This window comes from Neisseria cinerea, from assembly GCF_900475315.1.
Lineage (GTDB): Bacteria > Pseudomonadota > Gammaproteobacteria > Burkholderiales > Neisseriaceae > Neisseria > Neisseria cinerea.
Map to the genome: position 1 here is coordinate 655868 of NZ_LS483369.1, position 22589 is coordinate 678456.

The 22589-nt window shown below is 49.1% G+C and carries 15 protein-coding genes, 1 tRNA gene and 1 pseudogene; 10 read left to right on the forward strand and 7 right to left on the reverse strand.

Features of this window, described 5'->3' with window-relative positions; all coding sequences use genetic code 11:
• The first annotated feature begins 69 nt into the window (after positions 1–69).
• The 5 genes from radC (at position 70) to DQM57_RS03550 (ending at position 6615) form a co-directional block, all read left to right on the forward strand.
• Positions 70–747, forward strand: a complete 678-nt coding sequence (gene radC, locus DQM57_RS03530; protein WP_107860510.1) for a RadC family protein — start codon at positions 70–72, stop codon at positions 745–747.
• Positions 748–819: 72 nt separating this feature from the next.
• On the forward strand, positions 820–1545 hold the full coding sequence (locus DQM57_RS03535) for an epoxyqueuosine reductase QueH (protein WP_003677367.1): 726 nt from the start codon (positions 820–822) through the stop codon (positions 1543–1545).
• Between the two features lie 140 nt (positions 1546–1685).
• Positions 1686–2963 carry a CAP domain-containing protein gene (locus tag DQM57_RS03540; protein ID WP_111726898.1) on the forward strand — a complete coding sequence of 426 codons (1278 nt, stop codon included), beginning with the start codon at positions 1686–1688 and terminating at the stop codon, positions 2961–2963.
• A gap of 5 nt (positions 2964–2968) precedes the next feature.
• Positions 2969–4150 (forward strand): GTPase HflX, encoded by a 1182-nt coding sequence (gene hflX, locus DQM57_RS03545; RefSeq protein ID WP_111726900.1) that lies wholly within the window; start codon positions 2969–2971, stop codon positions 4148–4150.
• Positions 4147–6615 (forward strand): heavy metal translocating P-type ATPase, encoded by a 2469-nt coding sequence (locus tag DQM57_RS03550; protein WP_111726902.1) that lies wholly within the window; start codon positions 4147–4149, stop codon positions 6613–6615. The genes hflX and DQM57_RS03550 overlap by 4 nt, the downstream gene beginning before the upstream one ends.
• A gap of 88 nt (positions 6616–6703) precedes the next feature.
• Here the strand turns inward: DQM57_RS03550 and DQM57_RS03555 are convergent, their stop codons facing one another.
• From DQM57_RS03555 to DQM57_RS03570, 4 genes are all read right to left on the reverse strand, one after another.
• Positions 6704–7480 carry a ferredoxin--NADP reductase gene (locus DQM57_RS03555; RefSeq protein ID WP_002213456.1) on the reverse strand — a complete coding sequence of 259 codons (777 nt, stop codon included), beginning with the start codon at positions 7478–7480 and terminating at the stop codon, positions 6704–6706.
• Between the two features lie 187 nt (positions 7481–7667).
• Positions 7668–8462 carry a BUD32 family EKC/KEOPS complex subunit gene (locus DQM57_RS03560; protein WP_111726905.1) on the reverse strand — a complete coding sequence of 265 codons (795 nt, stop codon included), beginning with the start codon at positions 8460–8462 and terminating at the stop codon, positions 7668–7670.
• A gap of 46 nt (positions 8463–8508) precedes the next feature.
• Positions 8509–9918, reverse strand: a complete 1410-nt coding sequence (thrC, locus tag DQM57_RS03565; protein ID WP_111726907.1) for a threonine synthase — start codon at positions 9916–9918, stop codon at positions 8509–8511.
• Positions 9919–9990: 72 nt separating this feature from the next.
• Positions 9991–10362, reverse strand: coding sequence for a hypothetical protein (locus DQM57_RS03570; RefSeq protein ID WP_111726909.1), 372 nt, complete (start codon positions 10360–10362; stop codon positions 9991–9993).
• A 114-nt stretch (positions 10363–10476) separates the two neighbouring features.
• Between DQM57_RS03570 and DQM57_RS03575 the strand changes: the two genes are divergently transcribed.
• The 3 genes and pseudogenes from DQM57_RS03575 (at position 10477) to DQM57_RS09625 (ending at position 12563) form a co-directional block, all read left to right on the forward strand.
• Positions 10477–11787 carry a replication-associated recombination protein A gene (locus DQM57_RS03575; protein WP_111727631.1) on the forward strand — a complete coding sequence of 437 codons (1311 nt, stop codon included), beginning with the start codon at positions 10477–10479 and terminating at the stop codon, positions 11785–11787.
• A 76-nt stretch (positions 11788–11863) separates the two neighbouring features.
• A pseudogene (locus DQM57_RS10025) lies at positions 11864–12268 on the forward strand (N-6 DNA methylase); the annotation flags it as partial.
• Positions 12269–12305: 37 nt separating this feature from the next.
• Positions 12306–12563, forward strand: a complete 258-nt coding sequence (locus DQM57_RS09625; RefSeq protein WP_111726913.1) for a hypothetical protein — start codon at positions 12306–12308, stop codon at positions 12561–12563.
• Between the two features lie 739 nt (positions 12564–13302).
• Here DQM57_RS09625 and ribBA read toward each other — a convergent pair.
• The 3 genes from ribBA to DQM57_RS03610 all read right to left on the reverse strand — a co-directional run bounded on the left by ribBA (position 13303) and on the right by DQM57_RS03610 (position 16053).
• Positions 13303–14640, reverse strand: a complete 1338-nt coding sequence (ribBA, locus tag DQM57_RS03600) for a bifunctional 3,4-dihydroxy-2-butanone-4-phosphate synthase/GTP cyclohydrolase II (protein WP_111726917.1) — start codon at positions 14638–14640, stop codon at positions 13303–13305.
• 152 nt (positions 14641–14792) lie between these two features.
• Positions 14793–15386 (reverse strand): GTP cyclohydrolase II, encoded by a 594-nt coding sequence (gene ribA / locus DQM57_RS03605; RefSeq protein ID WP_107860085.1) that lies wholly within the window; start codon positions 15384–15386, stop codon positions 14793–14795.
• The gene (locus DQM57_RS03610) at positions 15379–16053 is read right to left on the reverse strand and encodes a hypothetical protein (protein WP_111726919.1); all 675 of its coding nucleotides are present in this window, start codon (positions 16051–16053) and stop codon (positions 15379–15381) included. Before DQM57_RS03610 ends, ribA begins: the two co-directional genes overlap by 8 nt.
• A 147-nt stretch (positions 16054–16200) precedes the next feature.
• On the opposite strand from DQM57_RS03610, the gene DQM57_RS03615 reads away from it, so the two are divergent.
• A tRNA-Leu gene (locus tag DQM57_RS03615) sits at positions 16201–16285 on the forward strand.
• 621 nt (positions 16286–16906) lie between these two features.
• The gene (locus tag DQM57_RS03620) at positions 16907–22564 is read left to right on the forward strand and encodes a YadA-like family protein (RefSeq protein WP_111726921.1); all 5658 of its coding nucleotides are present in this window, start codon (positions 16907–16909) and stop codon (positions 22562–22564) included.
• Positions 22565–22589: the final 25 nt, after the last annotated feature.

A 22589-nucleotide genomic window follows, 5' to 3' on the forward strand; every position in this document is an offset into this window, starting at 1 on the left:
GCCATAACATGCCGTCTGAAACGTAAATCCGCTTCAGACGGCATTTCAAATTCAACTAAAAGGGATGAGATGAGCATCAAGCAATGGCCGGAAGGAGAAAGGCCGAGGGAAAAACTGCTGGAGCGCGGGGCGGCGGCTTTGAGTGATGCCGAACTTTTAGCAATCCTGCTGCGCGTCGGAACACGGGGGATGAGTGCAGTCGATTTGGCGCGCTACCTGTTGCAGGAGTTCGGTAGCTTGGGAAAACTGATGAGTGCGGATGTTGGTAAACTTTCGGCATACAAGGGCATGGGGACGGCAAGTTTCACACAGTTTGCCGTAGTCAGGGAAATCGGACGCAGGATACTTGCCGAAGAATTGCAGGAGAGCATCGTCCTGTCCGATCCGGATACAGTGGCCGACTATCTTCGCCTGCATTTGGGGCACGAGAAAATCGAAGTCAGCGTCGCGCTGCTGCTGAACCGCCAAAACCAGCTGATTTCCGTTAGGGAACTGTCGCGCGGAACGGTCGCCGAGAATACGCTCTACATCCGCGAAATCGTCAAACTGGCTTTGGATGAGTATGCGGACAGCCTGATTATCGCGCACAACCACCCGGGCGGTTCCGCCGAGCCTTCGCATGAAGACATCGCATTCACCGGACGGCTAGCACAGGCCATGTCGCTGGTTGATGTTTCCCTGCTTGACCATTTCATCGTAACCTCCCGGAGCGTCTGCTCGTTCAGACAGCTTGGGTTGATGCCCTGACACCCTGTTTTACATGCGGCGGCTCTGATAAAATAGCCGCTTCAACCGTATTAGACAGATATTGTTAAGTTAATGGAAACACAAAACAAACCTACCGTTACCGACATTGACCGCCCCATACTCGTCCCGCCCGGCGGACATAAAAAAGTCTTGCTGCATTCCTGCTGCGCCCCGTGCAGCGGCGAAGTGATGGAAGCCATGCTGGCCAGCGGCATTGATTACACCATTTATTTTTACAATCCCAATATCCATCCGCACAAAGAGTATATGCTCCGAAAAGAGGAAAACGTACGCTTTGCGGAAAAGTTCGGCATCCCCTTCATCGACAAAGACGACGATTACGAAAACGACCGCAAAGAATGGTTTGCCAAAGCCAAAGGTATGGAATTCGAACCTGAGCGCGGCATCCGCTGCACCATGTGTTTCGATATGCGTTTCGAAAAGGCGGCGCAATACGCGCATGAACACGGGTTTCCCGTCTTCACCAGCTCGCTGGGCATTTCCCGTTGGAAAAACATGAACCAGATTAACGACTGCGGCCGCCGCGCCGCCGCGCCTTACGATGATGTGGTGTATTGGGATTTCAACTGGCGCAAAGGCGGCGGCAGCGCGCGCATGATTGAAATCAGCAAACGTGAAAACTTCTACCAGCAGGAATATTGCGGTTGTGCCTATTCCCTGAGAGATTCCAACGCCCACCGCAAATCACAGGGCAGAATCCCCATCAAACTCGGCGTGTTGTATTACGGGGACGAGTCTACGCAATACGAACCCGTACCGGTTCAGACGGAAAAATAAACACCTTATGCCGTCTGAAGGTTCAGACGGCATAAGGTTCGGAAGCCGGTACGGGAAATGGAAATCGGCAAACGGAAACGTGATTTTCAAGTTTGCCGTTTTCATGAAATATCCCATTGCCGGGGCGAGAGGGCGAAATCATGAAATCCCTTGTTATCTGGCTGCTCCTGTTGGGCTCGGCAGCAGGCGTTTTCTACCATACCCAAAACCAATCCCTGCCCGTGGGAGAACTTGTCTATCCGTCTGCACCGCAAATTAGGGGGCGGGGCGATGCGTTGCACTACCTCAACCTCATCCGCGCACAAATCGGTTTGCACGAGCTGGCACACGCGCCGGTTTTGGAAAATTCCGCCCGCAGGCACGCACGCTATCTCACGCTTAATCCCGAAGACGGACACGGCGAATATCATGTCGAAAACCCTCATTATACCGACCGAAAGCTGACCGGACGCACACGCCTTGCCGGTTATCTTTACAACGGTGTACACGAAAACGTCAGCACGGAAGAGGAATCGGGATTGCGCGATGGCGATATCCGTACGCAGCAACGCCAAGTAGACGGATTGATGAGTGCCGTCTATCACCGCCTTTCGCTGCTTGACCGGCATACGGATGAGGCAGGAGCAGCATTTGTCAGGGAAAACGGTAAAACCGTCCTTGTATTCAACCAAGGCAACGGCAGGTTTGAGCGCGCTTGTGCCCGGGGAATGCAGCAGCCGGAAGCAGGACGGAAATATTACCGTAATGCCTGCCATAACGGTGCGGCCGTTTATGCCGACGAAGTCATGCCCGCAACGGAATTGCTTTATACCGCCTATCCGGTCGGCAGCGGCGCGCTGCCTTATTTTTACGGGGAGCGTCCCGACCCTATGCCGGGATATGAAATGACGGGAAATCCTGTCAGCATTGATTTTTCTGAGGCGGCAGGCAAAATTGTGATGAAAAGTTTCAAGCTGTATCGGGGTAAAAATGAAATCCGTCCCGTTAAAGTTTTAACCGCCGGCAACGACCCCAACGGCAGGCTGACGGCATACCAATTTGCGCTTTTCCCGATCAAGCCTTTGGAATACAGTACGCTTTATACGGCAATATTCGATTATCTCCGCAATGGACGGCGCGGGCAGGCGAAATGGCAGTTTAGAACCCGAAAACCCGATTACCCTTATTTTGAGGTAAACGGAGGTGAGACGCTTGCCGTCAAAAAAGGCGAAGAATATTTCATCCACTGGCGCGGACGCTGGTGTCTGGAAGCGTGTACCCGTTATACCTACCGGCGGCAGTTCGGCAACAGCCTGTCCATACTCAGGCACGAAGCGGGCGGCATCGTCTTCAGCGTCGGCGGAATGGCGGGAAGCCGCATCAGGCTTGTTCCGGAAGACAGCCCGGAACGCGGCGTAACCCTTTATTTACAGGATTGACAGTTATGTCAGGCAGAACAGGACGGAACAGTGCCACTCAGGCGCAACCGGAACGCGTCATGCTGGTGGGCGTGATGTTGGATAAGGAAGGAACGGGCAGCAGCGCCGCCCGTTTGAGCGGATTTCAGACGGCATTGGCGGAAGCGGTGGAGCTGGTCAAAGCGGCCGGCGGCGATCCCGTCCTTGTCGAAACCGCCAAACGCGACCGCCCGCATACGGCGCTGTTTGTCGGTACGGGCAAGGTTGAAGAGCTGGCGGCGGATGTTGCGGCCAACGGTATCGATTTGGTCGTATTCAACCACGAACTGACGCCGACGCAAGAGCGCAACCTCGAAAAGGAACTGAAGTGCCGCGTGTTGGACAGGGTAGGGTTGATTTTGGCGATTTTTGCCCGTCGCGCACGGACTCAGGAAGGCAGGCTGCAAGTCGAGTTGGCACAATTAAGCCATTTGGCGGGACGCTTGATACGGGGTTACGGCCATCTGCAGAGCCAGCGGGGCGGCATCGGCATGAAAGGCCCGGGCGAAACCAAACTGGAAACCGACCGCCGATTGATTGCCCATCGAATTAACGCGTTGAAAAGACAGCTTGCCAACCTTAAAAAACAACGTGCACTCCGCCGTAAACCGCGCGAATCGGGCGGAATTAAAACCTTCGCATTGGTCGGTTATACCAATGTAGGCAAATCCACGTTGTTCAATTGTCTGACCAAAGCGGGTGCATATGCACAGGACCAGCTGTTTGCAACACTGGACACTACGGCACGGAGGCTGTATATCAATCCGGAATGCAGCATCATTCTGACCGATACCGTGGGCTTTGTCAGCGATCTGCCGCACAAACTGATTTCCGCCTTTTCCGCTACGCTTGAGGAAACCGCCCAAGCCGATGTGCTGTTGCACGTCGTCGATGCCTCCGCCCCCGGTAAAGAACAGCAGATTGAAGATGTAGAAAACGTCCTCAGGGAAATTAAAGCCGACCGCATCCCGTGTATCAGGGTTTACAACAAAACCGACCTTTTGCCGTCTGAAGACAGAAATACAGGGATACAGCGGGATGGCAGGGGCAGGATTGCCGCCGTTTATCTTTCTGCTGAGGAAAAAACCGGCATAAACGCATTGCGCGATGCGGTTGCCGAATATTGCGCCGCCATGCCGACAACCGACGACGAAACCGAAATGCCATGAAAAAAACCTGTTTCCACTGCGGTTTGGATGTTCCCGAACACCTCCACCTGACTGTCCGTTACGAAAATGAAGACCGGGAAACCTGCTGCGCCGGTTGTCAGGCGGTCGCACAAAGCATTATCGACGCCGGCTTGGACAGCTATTACAAACAGCGTACCGCCGACGCACAGAAAAGCGAGCTGCCGCCTCAGGAAATCCTCGATCAAATCCGGCTCTATGATTTACCCGAGGTGCAGTCTGATTTTGTCGAAACCCATAACGGTACGCATGAGGCGGTGCTGATGTTGGGCGGCATTACCTGTGCCGCCTGCATTTGGCTTATCGAACAACAGCTTTTGCGTACAGACGGCATCATCCGCATCGATCTCAATTACAGTACCCGGCGCTGCCGGGCCGTATGGGACAACGAAAAAATCCGCCTTTCCGACATTCTGTTGAAAATCAGGCAGACGGGTTATACCGCCGAACCATATGACGCACAGAAAATCGAGGCCGCCAATCAGAAAGAGCGGAAACAATATATCGTCCGCCTTGCCGTTGCCGGTTTGGGTATGATGCAGACCATGATGTTCGCGTTGCCGACCTACCTTTATGGCAACGACATTGAAGAAGATTTCCTACAAATCCTCCATTGGGGCGGTTTTCTGATGGTGTTGCCGGTTGTCTTTTACTGCGCCGTTCCGTTTTATCAAGGCACGCTGCGCGACTTGAAAAACCGCCGGGTCGGTATGGACACGCCGATTACCGTCGCCATCATCATGACCTTTATCGCCGGCGTTTACAGCCTTGCGACCAATGCGGGACAGGGGATGTATTTCGAATCCATCGCCATGCTGCTGTTTTTCCTGCTGGGCGGACGTTTTATGGAACAAATCGCCCGACGTAAGGCAGGCGATGCCGCCGAGCGGCTGGTCAAGCTGATTCCTGCGTTTTGCCATCATATGCCCGATTACCCCGATACGCAGGAAACCTGCGAGGCAGCCGTCGTCAAATTGAAGGCGGGCGATATCGTGATGGTCAAACCGGGGGAGACTGTACCTGTCGACGGTACGGTTGTCGAAGGCAGCAGCTCGGTCAACGAAGCCATGTTGACGGGTGAAAGCCTGCCCGTTGCCAAGATGCCGTCTGAAAAAGTAACCGCCGGCACACTTAATACGCAAAGCCCCCTAATCATACGCACAGACCGTACCGGCAGCAGTACGCGCCTGTCCCATATCGTCCGCCTGCTCGACCGCGCACTGGCCCAAAAACCGCGCACCGCCGAGTTGGCGGAACAATACGCCTCGACATTCGTTTTCGGGGAGCTGCTGCTTGCCGTCCCCGTATTCATCGGTTGGATGTTTTACGCCGATGCGCATACCGCGCTTTGGATTACCGTCGCCCTGCTTGTCATTACCTGTCCGTGCGCCTTATCGCTTGCCACGCCAACGGCCTTAGCAGCTTCTACCGGTGCGCTGGCGCGCGAAGGCATTTTAATCAGCGGTAAGCAAACCCTGGAAACGCTTGCCCAAACCACCGACATCATCTTCGATAAAACAGGAACGCTGACCCGGGGAAATCCTACCGTCAGCCGTATCTCATTGTTGAGCGGCACAGACGAAGCCTTTGTTCTCGCGGTGGCGCAGGCGTTGGAACAACAGTCCGAACATCCCCTTGCCCGCGCCATCCTCAACCACCGTGTTTCAGACGGCATGATTCCTGACATACGGGTCGGACAACGCCTCAATCACGTCGGTGAAGGCGTAGGCGCGCAACTGACCGTCAACGGGGAAACGCAGGTGTGGGCATTGGGCAGGGCGGCTTATGTCGCCAAAATCGCCGGAAAACCTCCGCAGGATGAACAGTCTTCAGAAAGCGGCAGTGCGGTCTATCTCGGTAACCAGCTCGGTTTCCAAGCTGTGTTTTATCTTCAAGACCCGTTGAAGGAAGGGGCGGAGGAAGTTGTCCGCAAGTTGAAGCGGCAAAACCTGACCCTGCACCTGCTCAGCGGAGACCGTGAAACCGCCGTTGCAGAAACCGCACGCGCCTTAGGTATCGGACACTACCGTTCCCAAGCCATGCCGGAAGACAAGTTGGAATATGTCAAGGCTTTGCAGAAAGAAGGGAAAAGAGTGTTGATGATAGGCGACGGCATCAACGACGCCCCTGTTTTGGCACAGGCCGATACTTCTGCAGCAGTGGCGGGAGGAACCGATATTGCAAGGGACGGCGCGGATATCGTCCTTTTAAACGAAGATTTGAATACCGTTCCGCATATGTTGGTACAGGCGGGAAGGACGCGGCAGATTATCCGTCAGAACCTGTCGTGGGCGAGTGCTTACAACATCATTGCCGTACCGCTTGCCGTTTTGGGCTATGTCCAACCGTGGATTGCCGCGCTGGGCATGAGCTTCAGTTCGCTGGTTGTATTGGGCAACGCCATGCGGCTTCACAAGCAGGCGGACATGCCGTCTGAAAAACACTGACCGGCGTGAAGCATAAAAAACCCGAATCCTGACCTTCAGGATTCGGGTTGGATTTTATCTGCCGTTTCAGACGGCATTTTCAAGCGGATTATTGGTCCACAAATGCGCGCTCAATCAGGTAATCGCCGCGCACGCCTGTTTTCGGAGAGACGGTCAGTCCGAAATCGTCCAAAACTTTGCAGGTATCTTTCAGCATCGCAGGGCTGCCGCACAGCATGGCGCGGTCGTCTTGAGGATTGATTTTGGGCAGGCCGATGTCTTCAAACAGTTTGCCGCTTACCATCAGGTCGGTCAGGCGGCCGTGGTGTTCGAATTCTTCACGCGAAACAATCGGGTAGTAAATCAGTTTTTCTTTAACCAAGTCGCCGAGGTATTCGTGTTCGGGCAATTCTTTGGTGAAGCGGTCGTAATACGCCAAATCTTTTTTGTAGCGCACGCCGTGTACGAGGATGATTTTTTCAAATTGCTCGTAAATTTCTGGGTCTTTAGTGATGCTCAAGAAAGGGGCGATGCCGGTACCGGTACTCAACAGGTAAAGGTGTTTGCCCGGATTCAGATCGCCGGCAACCAGAGTTCCGGTCGGTTTTTTGCTGATTAACACGTCGTCGCCGACTTTGAGGTGTTGCAGGCGGCTGGTCAGAGGTCCGTCTTGGACTTTAATGCTGAAAAATTCGAGGTGTTCTTCCCAGTTGGCGGAGGCGACGCTGTATGCGCGCATCAGCGGCTTGCCGTCCACCATCAATCCGACCATGACGAACTGGCCGTTTTCGAAGCGCAACGATTCGTCGCGGGTGCAGGTAAAGGTAAAATATGCGTCTGTCCAGTGGTGTACGGACAATACTTTTTGGGTATTGAATGCTGCCATTTGGGTTTCCTGTCAGTAAAAGAAATGGATAGTGCTTATTCGGGATGTGCGGCAGAGTGAAAATGTCTGCCCGATTCGGGATAAAGTCAAAATTCTAAACGAAACGGATGGTTGCGACAATGCTTGATGCGCGTTGGTTATATGCCGTCTGAAGGGCTTCAGACGGCATCGCGCGGCGGGCGGCGGCTTACGGCGGCATATCCGCAAGGGAAATCAAGGAAATTGAGGCTGCCAGCCTTAGCGCGTCCCGTCCCCAGCGGGGGTGTTCCAGCCTGCGTATTGGGAGAATCGGTTTGACGGTGGCGGAAATCAGCCTTTGTATTTCGGCAGGCTGCGCTGACAGTACGCCGCCCCATTTTTCCGCTGCCGCTTCCAGCAGTCCGCCGTTTTTCAATATTAGCGCGGTAGAATGAATGTAGCAGAGCCAATCGCGGGCTTGACATTGCGTGTGGGTCAGGACTTCGGAAGGGTCGTCTTCAAAGTCCAAAAAGCTGATGTTTTTTCCGGCACACATCATATTCCGTGCAAACGCCTGACTGAGGAACTGCCGTTTTTCATGCACATGGGCAATGGCTTCCAAACCGGCAAGCCAAGCGTCTGCCTTTCCGGCTTCGGCTTCTTTGCGGATTTGCGTATCGAGCGGGACCCCTTCCAAATTGCCGAACATAAGGGCATTTTTCCGGACAGCGAGCAATTCGGGAACGGCTATCCCCGCAGAGCGCAATTCGTACAGGCGTTTCGACTCGGTTGCAATGGCAGGCTCACCTCCGAGGCTGGGGACCGGCTTCAATACACCCAGCTTCAAATACCGGGCAACCATGCCGAGCAGCGCGTAGCGCCATAGTGCATTATGCCTGCCTGCTTTGCGTATCCATACCTTGGTTCCGTCGGCAAGCAGGTGGGGGGCGATGGCGGCCTTCTGTTTTGCCGCCAGTTCGTCCAGCAGGATGGAAAAACGGGTTTCCTGCATAGGTAAAGTCATTTTCTTTCAATCTTAAGTTCGGACGGAATGCCGCCCACACGGGACATCAGGCAAGGGTTTGTTCGATGATGCCTTTTACCGCATCTGCACTGTTCGGCACGGTTTGCACGCGCTGCGGCAATTTTTCCAAACCTTCCAGCGCGGCGGGGCGCGGAATGGCGACATCGCCGACGGCTTCGCGTATGGTCGCATCGAATTTCGCTGCCAACGCAGTTTCCAAACAAACCACCGTTTCCCCTTCTTCGCGCACTTCGCGGGCGACTTTTACGCCGTCGGCAGTGTGCGGGTCGATGAGTTCTTGGTCTTGCTCGTAAACCTGTTTGATGGTGGCGAGGCGGTCGGCATGGGTGGATTTGCCGGAGGTAAAGCCGTATTTGCCGCTGACTTTGTCCAAGGCAAACCGCAGGTCAAAGCCCTTACCCGCCGCGACTTCCGCCCACAGCGTATTGATTTCCTGAGGATCGCGATCCATCAGGTCGAACACGAAACGCTCGAAGTTGGACGCTTTGGAAATGTCCATCGACGGGCTGGAGGTAACATAAGTATGCGCGCTGTTGCGCGGGCGGTATGCGCCTGTTTTGAAAAACTCGTCCAACACATCGTTTTCATTGGTCGCGACAATCAGGCGGCGGATAGGCAGGCCCATTTGTTTGGCGATATGTCCCGCGCAAACGTTGCCGAAGTTGCCGCTCGGCACGCAGAAGCTGACCTGCTCGTCATTGCTTTGCGTCGCTTTGAAATAGCCCGCAAAGTAATAAACCACTTGCGCGACGATGCGTCCCCAGTTAATCGAATTGACCGTACCGATGTGATATTTTTCCTTGAACGCGGCATCGTTCTGCACCGCCTTCACAATATCCTGACAGTCGTCAAACATACCCTTCACGGCGATATTGTGGATATTCCCGTCTTGCAGGCTGTACATCTGCGCACGTTGGAACGCGCTCATTTTGCCGTCGGGCGACAGCATAAATACATTCACGCCTTTTTTGCCGCGCAAGGCATATTCCGCAGCCGAACCCGTATCACCGCTGGTTGCGCCCAAGATATTGAGTTTTTTGCCTTCTTTGTTTAAAACATATTCAAACGCATTGCCCAAAAACTGCATCGCCATGTCTTTGAATGCCAAAGTGGGGCCGTTGGATAAAGCCTGAATCTTAATGCCGTCTGAAAGCGTGCGGACAGGGGTGATTTCTTTTGTACCGAAGGCTGCCTCGGTGTAGGTACGGTCGAGGATGTCGCGCAGGTCGTCCTCCGGAATATCCGTAACGAACAGGCGCATGATTTCAAACGCCAATCCGGGATAGTCCAATCCACGCCACCGGTCGAGCGTGCAGCGGTCGATTTGCGGATAATGTTCCGGCAGCATCAGCCCGCCGTCGGGTGCGAGACCCATCAGTAAGACTTCGCTGAACGGTTTGTGTGCGGTTTCGCCGCGGGTGCTGATGTATTTCATGATTTTCTCTGCTTATACGGTAAGGAAAAAGGGAGGACGGTATGTTGTCCGAGTCGTCCGAAATCCGGTGGATTAGCGGTACAGGCGTTTGAAGCAGGCGGAAACCGTTTTGGCGGTAACGGTGGTAATTGCCTGATTGCGTGTGGACTGGTTCAGCATCTGCATCACATCGTTGCCGGTCAGCTGGTTGGGTGCTTCTTCGGTAGCGCAGCCGCAAATCTTGTTTTCCCATTCCGCCTGTTTTTCAGCACTCATCGCCAGCGCGGTCAAACGCCATTCGCTGCGTTTGTTCAATTCTGCACGGCATTGGCTTTCTACCGCCATTTTGACGATGCTGCCGCCCATACCTGTGCCGCCGTCTAAGCCGCCGAATGTGTTGCCGCCGCCGGCGGCGCAACCGCCTAATAAAACCGCAAGCATGGTGGTGGATAAGGTTTTCTTCATGATAATCGTACTCTTGTTTGAAATTTGCACATTATACCGTAAGCGGAACGATGTGTGCGTTCCGCGCAACTGACGTATAATCCGTGCCGTCTGAAAACCTTTGCGGAAACTGCCATGTCCGACCTTTTCACCCGCCAACCAGATGCGCCGCTTGCCGAACGTCTGCGCCCGCATACGCTTGATGACGTTATCGGGCAGCAGCATTTAATCGGCGAAGGCAAACCGCTGCGTGTGGCGGTGGAAGGCGGGAAGCCGCATTCTATGTTGCTGTGGGGGCCGCCGGGAGTGGGTAAGACGACGTTGGCGCGGATTTTGGCGCAGAGTTTCAATGCCCAGTTTCTGCCTGTTTCCGCCGTATTTTCCGGTGTGAAGGACATACGTGAGGCAATCGATAAAGCCGAAATTGCTTTGCAGCAGGGACGCGCGACGATTTTGTTTGTCGATGAAGTCCACCGCTTCAACAAGGCGCAGCAGGACGCGTTTTTGCCCCATGTCGAAAGCGGTTTGCTGACCTTTATCGGTGCGACGACGGAAAATCCGTCGTTTGAAGTCAATCCCGCGCTGTTGAGCCGCGCGCAGGTGTATGTTTTGCAATCCTTGTCTTCAGACGACCTCAAGAAATTGATTGCCAAAGTGTTGGCGTTGCCCGAATACCGAGATTTCACGATTGAAGCCGATGCGCAGGAGCTGCTCGTCAATACCGCCGACGGTGATGCGCGCAGATTGTTGAATTTATTGGAACAACTTTTACGCGCCGCCGACACACGCCGTCTGAAAACCCTGACCGCCGAATTTCTCGCCGACAGCTTGGGCGCGCAAATCCGCCGTTTCGACAAAGGTGGCGAGAGTTTCTACAACCAAATCTCCGCCCTGCACAAATCCGTGCGCGGTTCACATCCGAACGCCGCGCTGTATTGGTTCTGCCGTATGCTCGACGGCGGCACCGACCCACGCTATCTTGCCCGCCGCATCGTGCGCATGGCATGGGAGGACATCGGACTTGCCGACCCGCGCGCCTTCCAAATTGCCAACGATGCCGCCACCACCTTTGAACGCTTAGGCTCGCCCGAAGGCGAACTCGCGCTGGCGCAAGCCGTGCTGTACCTTGCCGCCGCCGCCAAATCCAACGCGGGCTACAAGGCATACAACCAAATGCGCCGCTTCGTCAAAGAAAACGCCAGCGACGAAGTACCCGTCCACCTGCGTAACGCCCCGACCAAATTGATGAAGGAATTGGGCTACGGACGCGAATACCGCTACGCCCACGACGAACCGAACGCCTACGCCGCCGGCGAAAGCTATATGCCCGACGGCTTGGACGAACCCGATTTCTACCAACCCGTCCCGCGCGGGCTGGAAATCAAAATCGGCGAAAAGCTGGCATGGTTGAAATCGCTGGACGAAGAAGTATTAAAGGCAAAATGAAGCGATGCCGTCTGAAGCAGAACAGTATGGCAAAGCCAGTACACCGAAAAGGCGTATCGGCTTTTTTTCAGGTCTTATCCTGTTTATCGATAAAGCCAATAAAGACGAAGTGGTGTTAATCGACGCATCAGGCTTGGGCGAAAAAATCAAAGACGGCAAAAACCAAAAAACCATCCTTTTCCGCGCAGAAGAACAAAAAATCTGAAATACCTTCACGCACAAACAGGCAGTGGAAGATTTCAGCGTGGTGGTCGGCTACGATGAAATCAAAGCCAAAAACTACAGCCTGTCGGCGGAGCAGTATTTCGAGGTAAAGATTGATTATGTGGATATATCCGCCGACGAATTTGCGCAAAAAATGGCGTGATTTTCATCGGATTTGGACAATCTATTCACTGAATCTGTCGAATTGGAAAAAGAGATTAAGGATAGGCTGACGATGTTGAAATTCAATTTATATTTGAAGATAAGGTGGCATTGATATGAAATAGATAGTTGTCCCTTTAAGTACTGAAGCCATGAAAAAATTAGATTATGATCAGGCTGATGATAATGAACTATATGTATTTAAACTTTCGGAACAAGAGGTTAATTTGTTATTTGAGAAAAATTTTTTCGATGAACTAAATGAAGTAATAGATACATATATATTTCCATGTATAGCCCAACGTGAAAAATCTGAGTATTACATACAGTTATACTTTACTGAAACAAAGCTAGCTGTACATATCTGTGCCATATTTTTACTACAAACAAAAAATATTTATAATTATTAAGGATAAGATAAAAAAACCCAACGCCAGATTAATTCTTAATAATTTTAAATAAAAAATATTTGAGATTTTTTCTTTTCCAAATAATATATTGAAATATTTAAAGTTAAGGTAGCTTGATTTAATTAGAAAATCAAAAAAACCATTAATTAATTTTTCTTCTTTAAATATTTTATATGATATTTTAAAATTAAATAACATTGCGAAAACATATGAAATCATCAAAATACCAAATATATAGTGGGAATGCATTATTATTTAGCTCCTTCTTTTGGCTCTGACAAATTGACAGCCCATTGATATCCAATGCTTGCATTTGCAATTGCTGACGCACCTGCCCCTGTTTTCCCTGTTAGTATCAATAGTTCTTTTCTTGCAAGATGTGTACCTGCACAACCACCTAATACTAAATCACTACTATAGATGATTATGAGGATGAAAAAATAATTGATTTAAGAAAATTAATTATTCTAAAAAATTTTTTACAAGATAATTCCCACCAGGCATTGACAGATATCCCTCCGAGAATATATCAGAATATTTTATTTTTAATTCAGCTGGCTATTTCCAAACAGACAGGTTTATTTTTCTTTTTTTAAATAACAAGTACATTTGGAAATACAAACCATAGTCCATATGAAATCTAAACTCAAATACCGATGAATGAAACCGGTCAAACTTAAAATGCCGTCTGAAATTTCAGACGGCATTTTGTTTGGATTGAATTGCGTCGGCAGGCGCGTTATTTTTCGGCCTCCTCGAAACCGGCAACTTCGAGCCCGAAGCCGGTAAGTCCGGTAAAGGCGGAGGGCTGCCCGAGTATGCGCAGTTTTTTAACATTGAGGCCGGCGAGGATTTGCGCGCCTATGCCGTAGCTTTTGCTGTCCCATTTGTAGGCTTGGTTTGCGCCTTTGGGCAGGGTGCGGTCGAGCAGGGCGGCGCCGTCTTCGGTGCGGTGCAGAAGGATGACTACGCCGCTTTCGGCCTGTTGGATACGCTCGAGTGCTTTGGGCAGCGACCATGAATGACGCGGGTTGGCTTGGATGAAGTCCATGACGCTGAAGGGTTCGTGGACGCGGACGAGGGTTTCTGCGTCGGCAGAGGGCGTGCCTTTGACGAGGGCGAGGTGGGTTTCACCGGAGAGCTTGTCGACGTAAACGTGTTGTTGGAACTCACCCCACGGGGTTTGTACAGGCGAATTGCCCATGTCTTCGAGCAGGCTTTCGGTACGGCTGCGGTATTCGATGAGGTCGGCAATAGTGCCGATTTTGAGATTGTGTTCTTCGGCAAATTTCATCAGCTCGGGCATACGCGCCATGGTGCCGTCGTCGTTGATGATTTCACAGATGACGGCGGCGGGGATAAGTCCGTTCATTTGCGCCAGATCGACGCCGGCTTCGGTGTGTCCGGCGCGGACGAGTACGCCGCCTTTTTGGGCGCGAAGCGGGAAGATATGGCCGGGTTGGACGATGTCTTCGGGTTTGGCGGTCGGTGAAACGGCGGTTTGAATAGTCAGGGCACGGTCGGCGGCGGAAATGCCAGTGGTAATGCCGTGGGCGGCTTCGATGGAGACGGTAAAGTTAGTGCCGTATTGCGCGCCGTTTTTCTGGGTCATCATGGGCAGGCCGAGTTTTTCGACCATTTCGCCAGCCATCGGCAGGCAGACCAAGCCGCGCGCGTTTTTAATCATAAAGTTGATGGCTTCCGGGGTAACGAATTGCGCCGCCATCAGCAGGTCGCCTTCGTTTTCACGGTCTTCGGCATCGGTGATGATGACCATTTTGCCGGCTTTGATGTCTGCTAGGATTTCGGGGATGGTGGAGATATGGGACATGGTGCGCCTTTCTTGATGGTTGGTTTGGGCGGTGGGGTTTTCCTGATCCAGCCACATGGCGGGCATGTTCGCCGCCTGTTCGATTTTTCTGGCTTTTTTCTCGCCGAAGGATTTGTTTTTTAAGAGGGCGGAGAGCTCGCCCGTATTGAGGCAGACGGCTTCGGCAAAACGGGTTTGCAAACCGCCGTAGTATTTTTCTATCCACTGCCGCAGGTTGCGGCGGCGCAGGTTGGCTGTATCGGTCATTATTTTTCCCTTTGCGGAAACTGCTGTGTGGGATTGTAGTCCTGCATTTACCGAAAAGCAAACTTCTTTCAATCTTTCGGTAAAGTTTACTTTTAAGTAAACATGCCGTCTGAAACCCGAAATCCGGCTTCAGACGGCATATGGCGTGTTGCTTATTCCGACATTAGATGTCCCAGCTTGTCTGCTTTGGTTTGGAGATAACGCTCGTTTTCCAGATTTTCCCCGACGTGCAGGGGGATGCGTTCGACCACGTTAATTCCCGCATCTTTCAGGGTTTGGATTTTTTCGGGGTTGTTGGTCAGCAGTTTGACCGAGCGGATGCCCAGATATTCGTAGATATATTGCGCCAAACGGAAATCGCGGGCATCGACGGGCAGCCCGAGTGCCAAATTGGCTTCAACGGTATCCATACCTTGGTCTTGCAGATGATAGGCGCGGATTTTGTTAATCAGCCCGATGCCGCGTCCTTCCTGACGCAGATAGACGATGATGCCGCGCCCCTCTGCCTGTACCGCCCTCATGGCCGCTTCAAGTTGCGGCCCGCAGTCGCACTTTCTGGAAAATAACGCGTCGCCCGTCAGGCATTCGGAGTGGATGCGCGTCAGAACCGGATTGCCGTCTGAAAAATCACCGACGGTCAGCGCGACGTGTTCCTGACCGCTTGCTTCTTCAAAACCGTGCATCGTAAATACGCCCCATTCGGTCGGTAGACGGCAGGAGGCAACATGGCTCAATAACTCAGACATTTTCAGCTCCCTCTGCGGCAGTGATGCCTAAAAGATGCTTCAAAGGTTCGGACAGCGCCAAAGCCAAAGCGACCCATTCCGCCTGTGCTGCCTCATCCGCACGACCGGCTTTTTCAAATTCGACGTGAACCACGCCCAGTACGCCTCCGCTCTCCGTGCAAATGGGAATGGAAAGTTGCGCCTCCGAATGCCGGTTGCGTTCGCCGGACAGCTCGCCCAATGCCAGCCAACGGCCTACATCCGAAGCAATATTCATCCAACCGCTTTGCGCGCAACGGCAGGCGAGCGAAACATCGGCAACATTTTCATCCAGCTCCCATATGTTTTCCAAACCTTCTCCCTGTTGGGACATGCAAACCAGCCGAAAAGCGGCGTTTTCAGACGGCATCAGGGCATAAACGGCTGCGGCGCGCACGCCTTCACAGCGCGAGAATACCGAATCCAGAGCCATAAAAAGCCGTTTCAGGCTGTCTTCGCGACCATCATCGCACGGAAGATAATCGGCAAGTTTCCAACCTTCATAATTGCGCCACAAAACCGAACGGTCTATCGAAGCCATCCCCATATCCATCACCGTCTTTACGGTCAGATACGCCGTCCATACCTCGTCGGGCGGCAGCTTTAAACCTTGGGTCAGCAGAAAATCTTTAATCAAAGCAGCAGGCATACTCAAATTCCGTCAATAAAATAAAACCGCCGGATTCCGATGCCGGGCGGATGAATAGCGGATTTTACCGCTGCAAAGCATAAGCCTCAACTATTGCGCCCAAAGCCTTGCGCAATCGGACAAAATCTGTATAATCCCTAACCTTACGCGGACGTGGCGAAATTGGTAGACGCACCAGATTTAGGTTCTGGCGCCGAGAGGTGTGAGAGTTCGAGTCTCTCCGTCCGCACCATTAAAAATAAATAAATCAAGCACTTAATAATACATTGGGACAATCTAGGACATAAAACACAGGCCATCTGCTTTTTAGTGGGTGGCTTTTTGTTTGCCTGTATCAATTTAAATCACATCATCAAGGTTCTCAACCATGCCGATCAATGGCAAACAAGCCCAAAAAACACTAAATTTTGCCGAAACAAAAAAGACCGAATTGTTTACGGCAACATAGGACTGTAAATATCGGCTGCCTTGAAGGAGAGGGAGATATGTAATATGGAACATATTATGTGCAGCATAAAAAATGATAAATGTTGTATTTATACAAACTTACAAAAATATTTATGACAAGAAAAATTAATTCATTATGTAATCGTAATGTAATCCTAATGTAATAGTATGAAAACAAGGGGAGATTTTCCTAAATTAAAGTTTATATCGGTGGCATTTTAAGGTAGCATTAGAATTACAAAAATTTTGGTTGCCCCTTCTTGCTTACGGGTAGCTGCCGTCTGAAAAGATACGGCGAGTAAATCCGGATCTGATTCGGAATAAAAAACATATCAAATTGTAAGGCTGATCCGAGAGGGCGTGCCTGTATTTTCATTCATTTAATCTAAGATAAGGGAACCTATCTATGAACAAAATCTTCCGTGTTGTATGGAGCCATGCTGCGCAATCTTGGGTTGCTGTTTCTGAGCTTACTTCAGCAAAAGGCAAAACTAAATCAAAAACAATTTCAAAATTAGCCGCACTTTCTTTAGTTGCAGGGACAGCTCTTTCAATGGATGCTATGGCTGCATCTTCACCTATTACCGCAGTAAGCAAAACAGATGGTAATCTTGCAATTTTAACGAATAATCGAGATAGTATTGTTGCCCGAACTACAGGCGAAGCTACACCTAAAAACGTTATTTATATTGGTAATGGCAGTGTTCCGTCATCAATTGGTGATGAGTTTGTCGCTATTGGTAATGATATGACCGGTAGTTCAACTGGTTATGCTGGTGATACGTTAATCGGAAACCGAGTTAGAAGTGGCGGCGGAGGCCAAGATTCTTTTGCTACTGCTGTTGGTTATGCTGCACAAGTTTCTGGCCCGTCAGTGTCTATTGGTGTAGGGACCAGTTCTGATATTGGCTCTGACAGGGGATGGGAAGCTGTTAAAGATAGCGGTGTTGCTATCGGGGCATTTTCACGAGTGAGTGGCACTGCAAATGGTGGCGTTGCTATGGGGGCTATTTCTTTCGCCGATCAAACTGGTTCTGTAGCAATTGGTCAATTATCTGGAGCTGCATCATTATTATATGATCGCGAGGTTGCTGGCAAAGGTAATGGCGGTAAGCTGTATAAGACAGCTGAAGCAACTGGAGGAAATTTAGTTTCTATTGGCGCTGAGGCTGGCGCGCGTTCAAAAAGTAGTGTTGCTATTGGTACACAATCAACAACATCTCTAGGAAACGATTCTATTGCAATGGGTACCAATTCAGCGGCGATTAAAGATAACAGTATTGCAATTGGTCATGCAGCTATTGCAGGTGGTCATACTCAAGCAGACATAGATGCTTTAAATAAGAAAAAAACATTCCTTAAAGAAGAAAAAGTGAAGGCTGACGAACGCTTACTGGAGAAAACAGCTGCAGTAGCGGCTGAGCCTACCGCGGAAAATAAATTTCAATTATCTGCTGCAAAAGCAGCTGTAGAGCGTTTGGATTTAGCGATTAAACGTATCGATGCTGATCTTCAGCGTTTATCTTCTGTTACTACACGTAATGCAACAAATGCGATAGCTATTGGTAATCAAGCAAAAGCAACAGACGAAAGTGCGCTTGCTTTTGGTGATACAGCGAATGCGACAGGTAAGGCATCTATTGCACAAGGTAAAAATACACAAGCAACGGCTGAAAACGCTATCGCAGTGGGTACTAGCTCAAATGTAAGCGGTGCAAACTCCGTAGCATTGGGTGCGAATATTACTAAATTAACAACAGAAAATTCAGTTGTATTGGGTGCTAACTCAACAGAAGTTGTTGGAACAACAGGTGCATCTCATGCAGTTCAAACTGTAAATGATGCAACAGTTCGTACTATTGCTGGTCCTAACTTTACTTATTCTGGTTTTGTTGGGAAACCTGCTGATGCTGGTCACTATGTAAGTATTGGTCAAGCTGGTAAAGAGCGCCAAATTAAAAACTTAGCCGCAGGTGCAGTTACCCCAACTTCTACAGATGCAATCAATGGTTCTCAGTTATATGCATTGATGGATCGTGTTGAAAATAAACAAGAGCCTGTAGTGTATACCAATAAAGATGGTGACAAGTTGGTTAAAGTTGGCGATAACTTCTATAAAACAACTGACTTAGATGATAAAGGTCAACCAAAAACAGGAGTTCAACCTGTAGCAGCCGGTGATGTAATTGCCTCAATGAATAATGCTGGTAATAACACTACAACCCCTATGGCATTGGCTAATATCGCAGGTAACTTACCTGGTGCAAAAAATGGCTCTACAGCCCCTACAACTTCAGGTACATTACCAGAGGGAGCTGATGCGCCTAATACCTCAAATGCGGCAACTGTGGGCGACGTGTTGAATGCTGGTTGGAATTTAACAGAAAAAGGTGTAGCACGTGATTTTGTTAAACCTTATGACACTGTTGATTTTATTGATGGTAAAGGCACTAGCGTTAATGTCACTACAGATACTGATGGTAAAGTAAGCCATATTAAATATGACGTTAAAGCAGCTGACGATAGTATTACTGTTGGTGACGATGGCATTAAAGTAAATACTGGTGTTATAACCCCCGTAACCAAAGATGATGGTGATAAAAAGTCTGGTCAGGTAGCCCCTAATAAAGGTGATGAAAATAAAGTCGCCAGCGTAGGAGATGTAGCTAATGCAATTAATAATGCTTTCTGGAAAGTAACTGGCGCTGAAGATGGTGGTAAATTTGCTGACGGCAATACAACAACAGAAGAACAAGTAAAAGCTGGTGATAAAGTAACATTTAAAGCTGGTAAAAACATCAAGTTAAAACAAGATGGTAAAAACTTTACTTATTCTTTAAATCCTGAGCTAACCGATATTACAAGTATTGGTGGAAATGGAACTACGATGACCTTTAAGCCTGAGGGTGTTGATTTGGGTGGTAAAAAAATCACCAATATTGCCCCGGGCACAGATGGTACGGATGCCGTGAATAAATCGCAATTAGATGCGGCTGTAAATGGTATGACAACGAAACCATTGTCATTTTCCGGTGATAATAAAGAAGCTGGAAAATTTGACCGCACTTTGGGTACTGAGGTTAAAGTTGTTGGTGGTGCAGATGCATCTAAATTATCCGATAACAACATTGGTGTGATTGGGGATAAAACCGATACTTTAACGGTTAAATTGGCGAAGTCGTTAAAAGGCTTGAGTGATGTTGAAGTAAAAGATGATGCTGGTAATACCACGAATATTACTCCGAATGGGATCACTATTTCACAACCAGCAAAAGATGGTAAGAAACCTGACAATGTATCTTTGACAAAAGACGGTTTAAATAATGGTGGTCAAAACATCACTAATGTAGCGGGCAACTTGCCGGGTGCGAAAAAAGATACAACTGCACCAACTACATCTTCTGAAGGTCCGTCTGCAACAGACTTGCCGAATATTACAAATAATGCAGCCACTGTAGGTGATGTGTTAAATGCAGGTTGGAATTTACAAAATAATGGTGAAGCGAAGGATTTTGTAAAACCATATGACACTGTAAACTTTATTGATGGCGAAGGTACTACAGCTGTAGTAGAGACAAAAGATAATAAAGTATCTACTGTGAAATACGATGTAAAACTTGGCGCAGGTCTTAAAAAAGACGATAAAGGTAATATCACTGTAGATGCAGGTAATATTACTAATGAAAATGGTGCGCCAAAAGTAGCAGATGCAGATAAAGATAAAGTAGCCACTGCAGGTAATGTAGCAGATGCTATTAATAACTCTTACTGGACAGCATCTGCGGAAAAAGATGGCAAAGTAATCGGTAAAGACGATAACATTAAACCTAGCGGTAAAGTTACGTTTGATGCTGGTAAAAACATTGAAATTGATCACAGCACGCCAAATAAATTTACTTTCAAAACAGTAGATAACCCAGAGTTTAAAACTCTTGATTTAAATGATGGCGCTGGAAATAAAGTTAACTTAGCTCCAACAGCAGATGGACTAAAATTAGGTAAAGGTGATAAGAATGAGCCTGCTAATATTACGAATGTAACATCTGGCTTGAAACCATATGGAGATGCGAAGCCAGATGCTAAAGATTTGGTTAATTTAGATACTCCAAATGTATCTGATAACACAGCTGCTACAGTAGGTGATCTACGTAACATGGGTTGGGTGGTTGGCACACCTGAAAATGGTTATGTAGATACAGTGAAAAATGCTAATAAAGTAGATTTCAAGGCTGGGGCTGGAGTTTCTGTAACTGGTGAAACTAAAGACGGTGTTCGTGAAATTACTATCGCAGTTAAAGATGGTGAGGTAGTCAAACCGAATCAATTTACGGCTAAAGTCAATGGAACGGATACTCCGGTAACCAAAGTAGGAGACCAATATTACAATACAGCAGATATTGATCCAAAAACCGGCGAGCCAAACGCCAAGGCAAATCCAGTAACTCCTGACGCGGGTACAACCCCGACTAATTCGGGTGACGGCTATGTAACAGGTAATAAAGTTGCAACAGCGATTCAAAAATCTGGTTTTGTTGTAGGTAAGCAAACAGAAAAATTATCTGCTGCAGACTTCAAAGATGAAGATGAAAAAGTGAATCCTGATGATGAACTTCGTTTTGCAGATGGTAACAACACGAAAGTGAAGTTAGCAACGAAAGAATCTGTTGATAAAGATGGCAATAAAGTAACTACCACGACAGTAAAAGTGGATGTAACAGGCTTACCAGTTCAATATACTGATAAGAATGGCACGCCAGTGACTAAAGTTGGTGATAAATACTTTACTGTTGATAAGGATGGTAATCCTACAACAACGGAAGTTGCACCTGAGAACTTAACCACTAACATGGTTAATCCAGCGGCAAAACCGAATGAAATTGGTGCACCAACGACATTAGGTAATATGAAATCTAATCTTCCGTCCGTAAATGACGCAGATAAGAATGCCAAAGATGTTGCGGGCAATCCGATTGCCGGTAAAGACAATAAATCTGCTCCAATTGATGCGGCAAAAGCAGCGGATATTGCAAAAAATGCAGGCAATAATGCAGCGACCGTATCTGATGTGTTGAATGCAGGTTGGAATTTACAAAATAATGGTGAAGCGAAGGATTTTGTAAAACCTTATGACACCGTAAACTTTGTAGATGGTAAAGGCACTAAAGCTGTCGTTGAAACCACGTCAAACGGCACAACAAGTAACGTGAAGTTTGATGTTGATACAGGCACTGTTACAAGTAATAAAGATGGTTCTGTTTCAGGTCCAGTTACGCCTGAAATGCAGAAAGCCTTAGATGATGCTAAAAAAGCATTAGCAGATGCAACCACGCCTGAAGCGAAGAAGGCTGCTCAAGATAAGGTTGATGCTGCACAGGCTAATATCAATAACGCTGGTAACCAAATTGCAACTGCTCAAGGTGTTGCGGATGCAATTAACAAGTCAGGCTTTACATTAGCCACTTCAGCAAATGGCGGTGAGAAAATTTCAGGTACTCCAGAAATGATCAATCCAGGCAAAAAAGTTGAAATGGTTGCAGGTAAAAATATGACCGTGAAACAAGAGTCTAACGGTAAAGTGACTTACGCAACTGCTTCTAATGTAACCTTTGACAGTGTTCAATTCGGTGATAATGGTCCTAAGATTACTAACAATGGTGGAAATATCAATGTTGGTACAGCGACAGGCGCACCAACTAAGATTACAGGCGTAGCACCAGGTGAAATTTCATCAACTTCTACCGATGCAATCAACGGCAGCCAGTTGCACAGTGTGGCATCAGATATTAACAACCGTATAGGTTCGCTGGACAATAAGATTGATATGGCAGATAAAAATCTTCGCGGAGGTGTTGCCCAAGCGATTGCAGCCGCAGGTTTGGTTCAGGCTTATTTACCAGGCAAGAGCCTGCTGGCAATCGGTGGTGGTGTGTATCGCGGTGAAGCCGGTTATGCCATTGGTTACTCCAGTATTTCTGATAATGGAAATTGGATTATCAAAGGTACGGCATCCGGTAATTCACGCGGTCATTTTGGTGCTTCCACATCTGTCGGCTATCAGTGGTGATACTAGGTTTGGTTGCATATTTCAA

Excerpts from the sequence above, each read along its gene's own strand:
- radC (WP_107860510.1), top strand. The coding sequence starts at position 70 with ATGAGCATCAAGCAATGGCCGGAAGGAGAAAGGCCGAGGGAAAAACTG.
- DQM57_RS03535 (WP_003677367.1), top strand. The coding sequence starts at position 820 with ATGGAAACACAAAACAAACCTACCGTTACCGACATTGACCGCCCCATA.
- DQM57_RS03540 (WP_111726898.1), top strand. The coding sequence starts at position 1,686 with ATGAAATCCCTTGTTATCTGGCTGCTCCTGTTGGGCTCGGCAGCAGGC.
- hflX (WP_111726900.1), top strand. The coding sequence starts at position 2,969 with ATGTCAGGCAGAACAGGACGGAACAGTGCCACTCAGGCGCAACCGGAA.
- DQM57_RS03550 (WP_111726902.1), top strand. The coding sequence starts at position 4,147 with ATGAAAAAAACCTGTTTCCACTGCGGTTTGGATGTTCCCGAACACCTC.
- DQM57_RS03555 (WP_002213456.1), bottom strand. The coding sequence starts at position 7,480 with ATGGCAGCATTCAATACCCAAAAAGTATTGTCCGTACACCACTGGACA.
- DQM57_RS03560 (WP_111726905.1), bottom strand. The coding sequence starts at position 8,462 with ATGACTTTACCTATGCAGGAAACCCGTTTTTCCATCCTGCTGGACGAA.
- thrC (WP_111726907.1), bottom strand. The coding sequence starts at position 9,918 with ATGAAATACATCAGCACCCGCGGCGAAACCGCACACAAACCGTTCAGC.
- DQM57_RS03570 (WP_111726909.1), bottom strand. The coding sequence starts at position 10,362 with ATGAAGAAAACCTTATCCACCACCATGCTTGCGGTTTTATTAGGCGGT.
- DQM57_RS03575 (WP_111727631.1), top strand. The coding sequence starts at position 10,477 with ATGTCCGACCTTTTCACCCGCCAACCAGATGCGCCGCTTGCCGAACGT.
- DQM57_RS09625 (WP_111726913.1), top strand. The coding sequence starts at position 12,306 with ATGAAAAAATTAGATTATGATCAGGCTGATGATAATGAACTATATGTA.
- ribBA (WP_111726917.1), bottom strand. The coding sequence starts at position 14,640 with ATGACCGATACAGCCAACCTGCGCCGCCGCAACCTGCGGCAGTGGATA.
- ribA (WP_107860085.1), bottom strand. The coding sequence starts at position 15,386 with ATGTCTGAGTTATTGAGCCATGTTGCCTCCTGCCGTCTACCGACCGAA.
- DQM57_RS03610 (WP_111726919.1), bottom strand. The coding sequence starts at position 16,053 with ATGCCTGCTGCTTTGATTAAAGATTTTCTGCTGACCCAAGGTTTAAAG.
- DQM57_RS03620 (WP_111726921.1), top strand. The coding sequence starts at position 16,907 with ATGAACAAAATCTTCCGTGTTGTATGGAGCCATGCTGCGCAATCTTGG.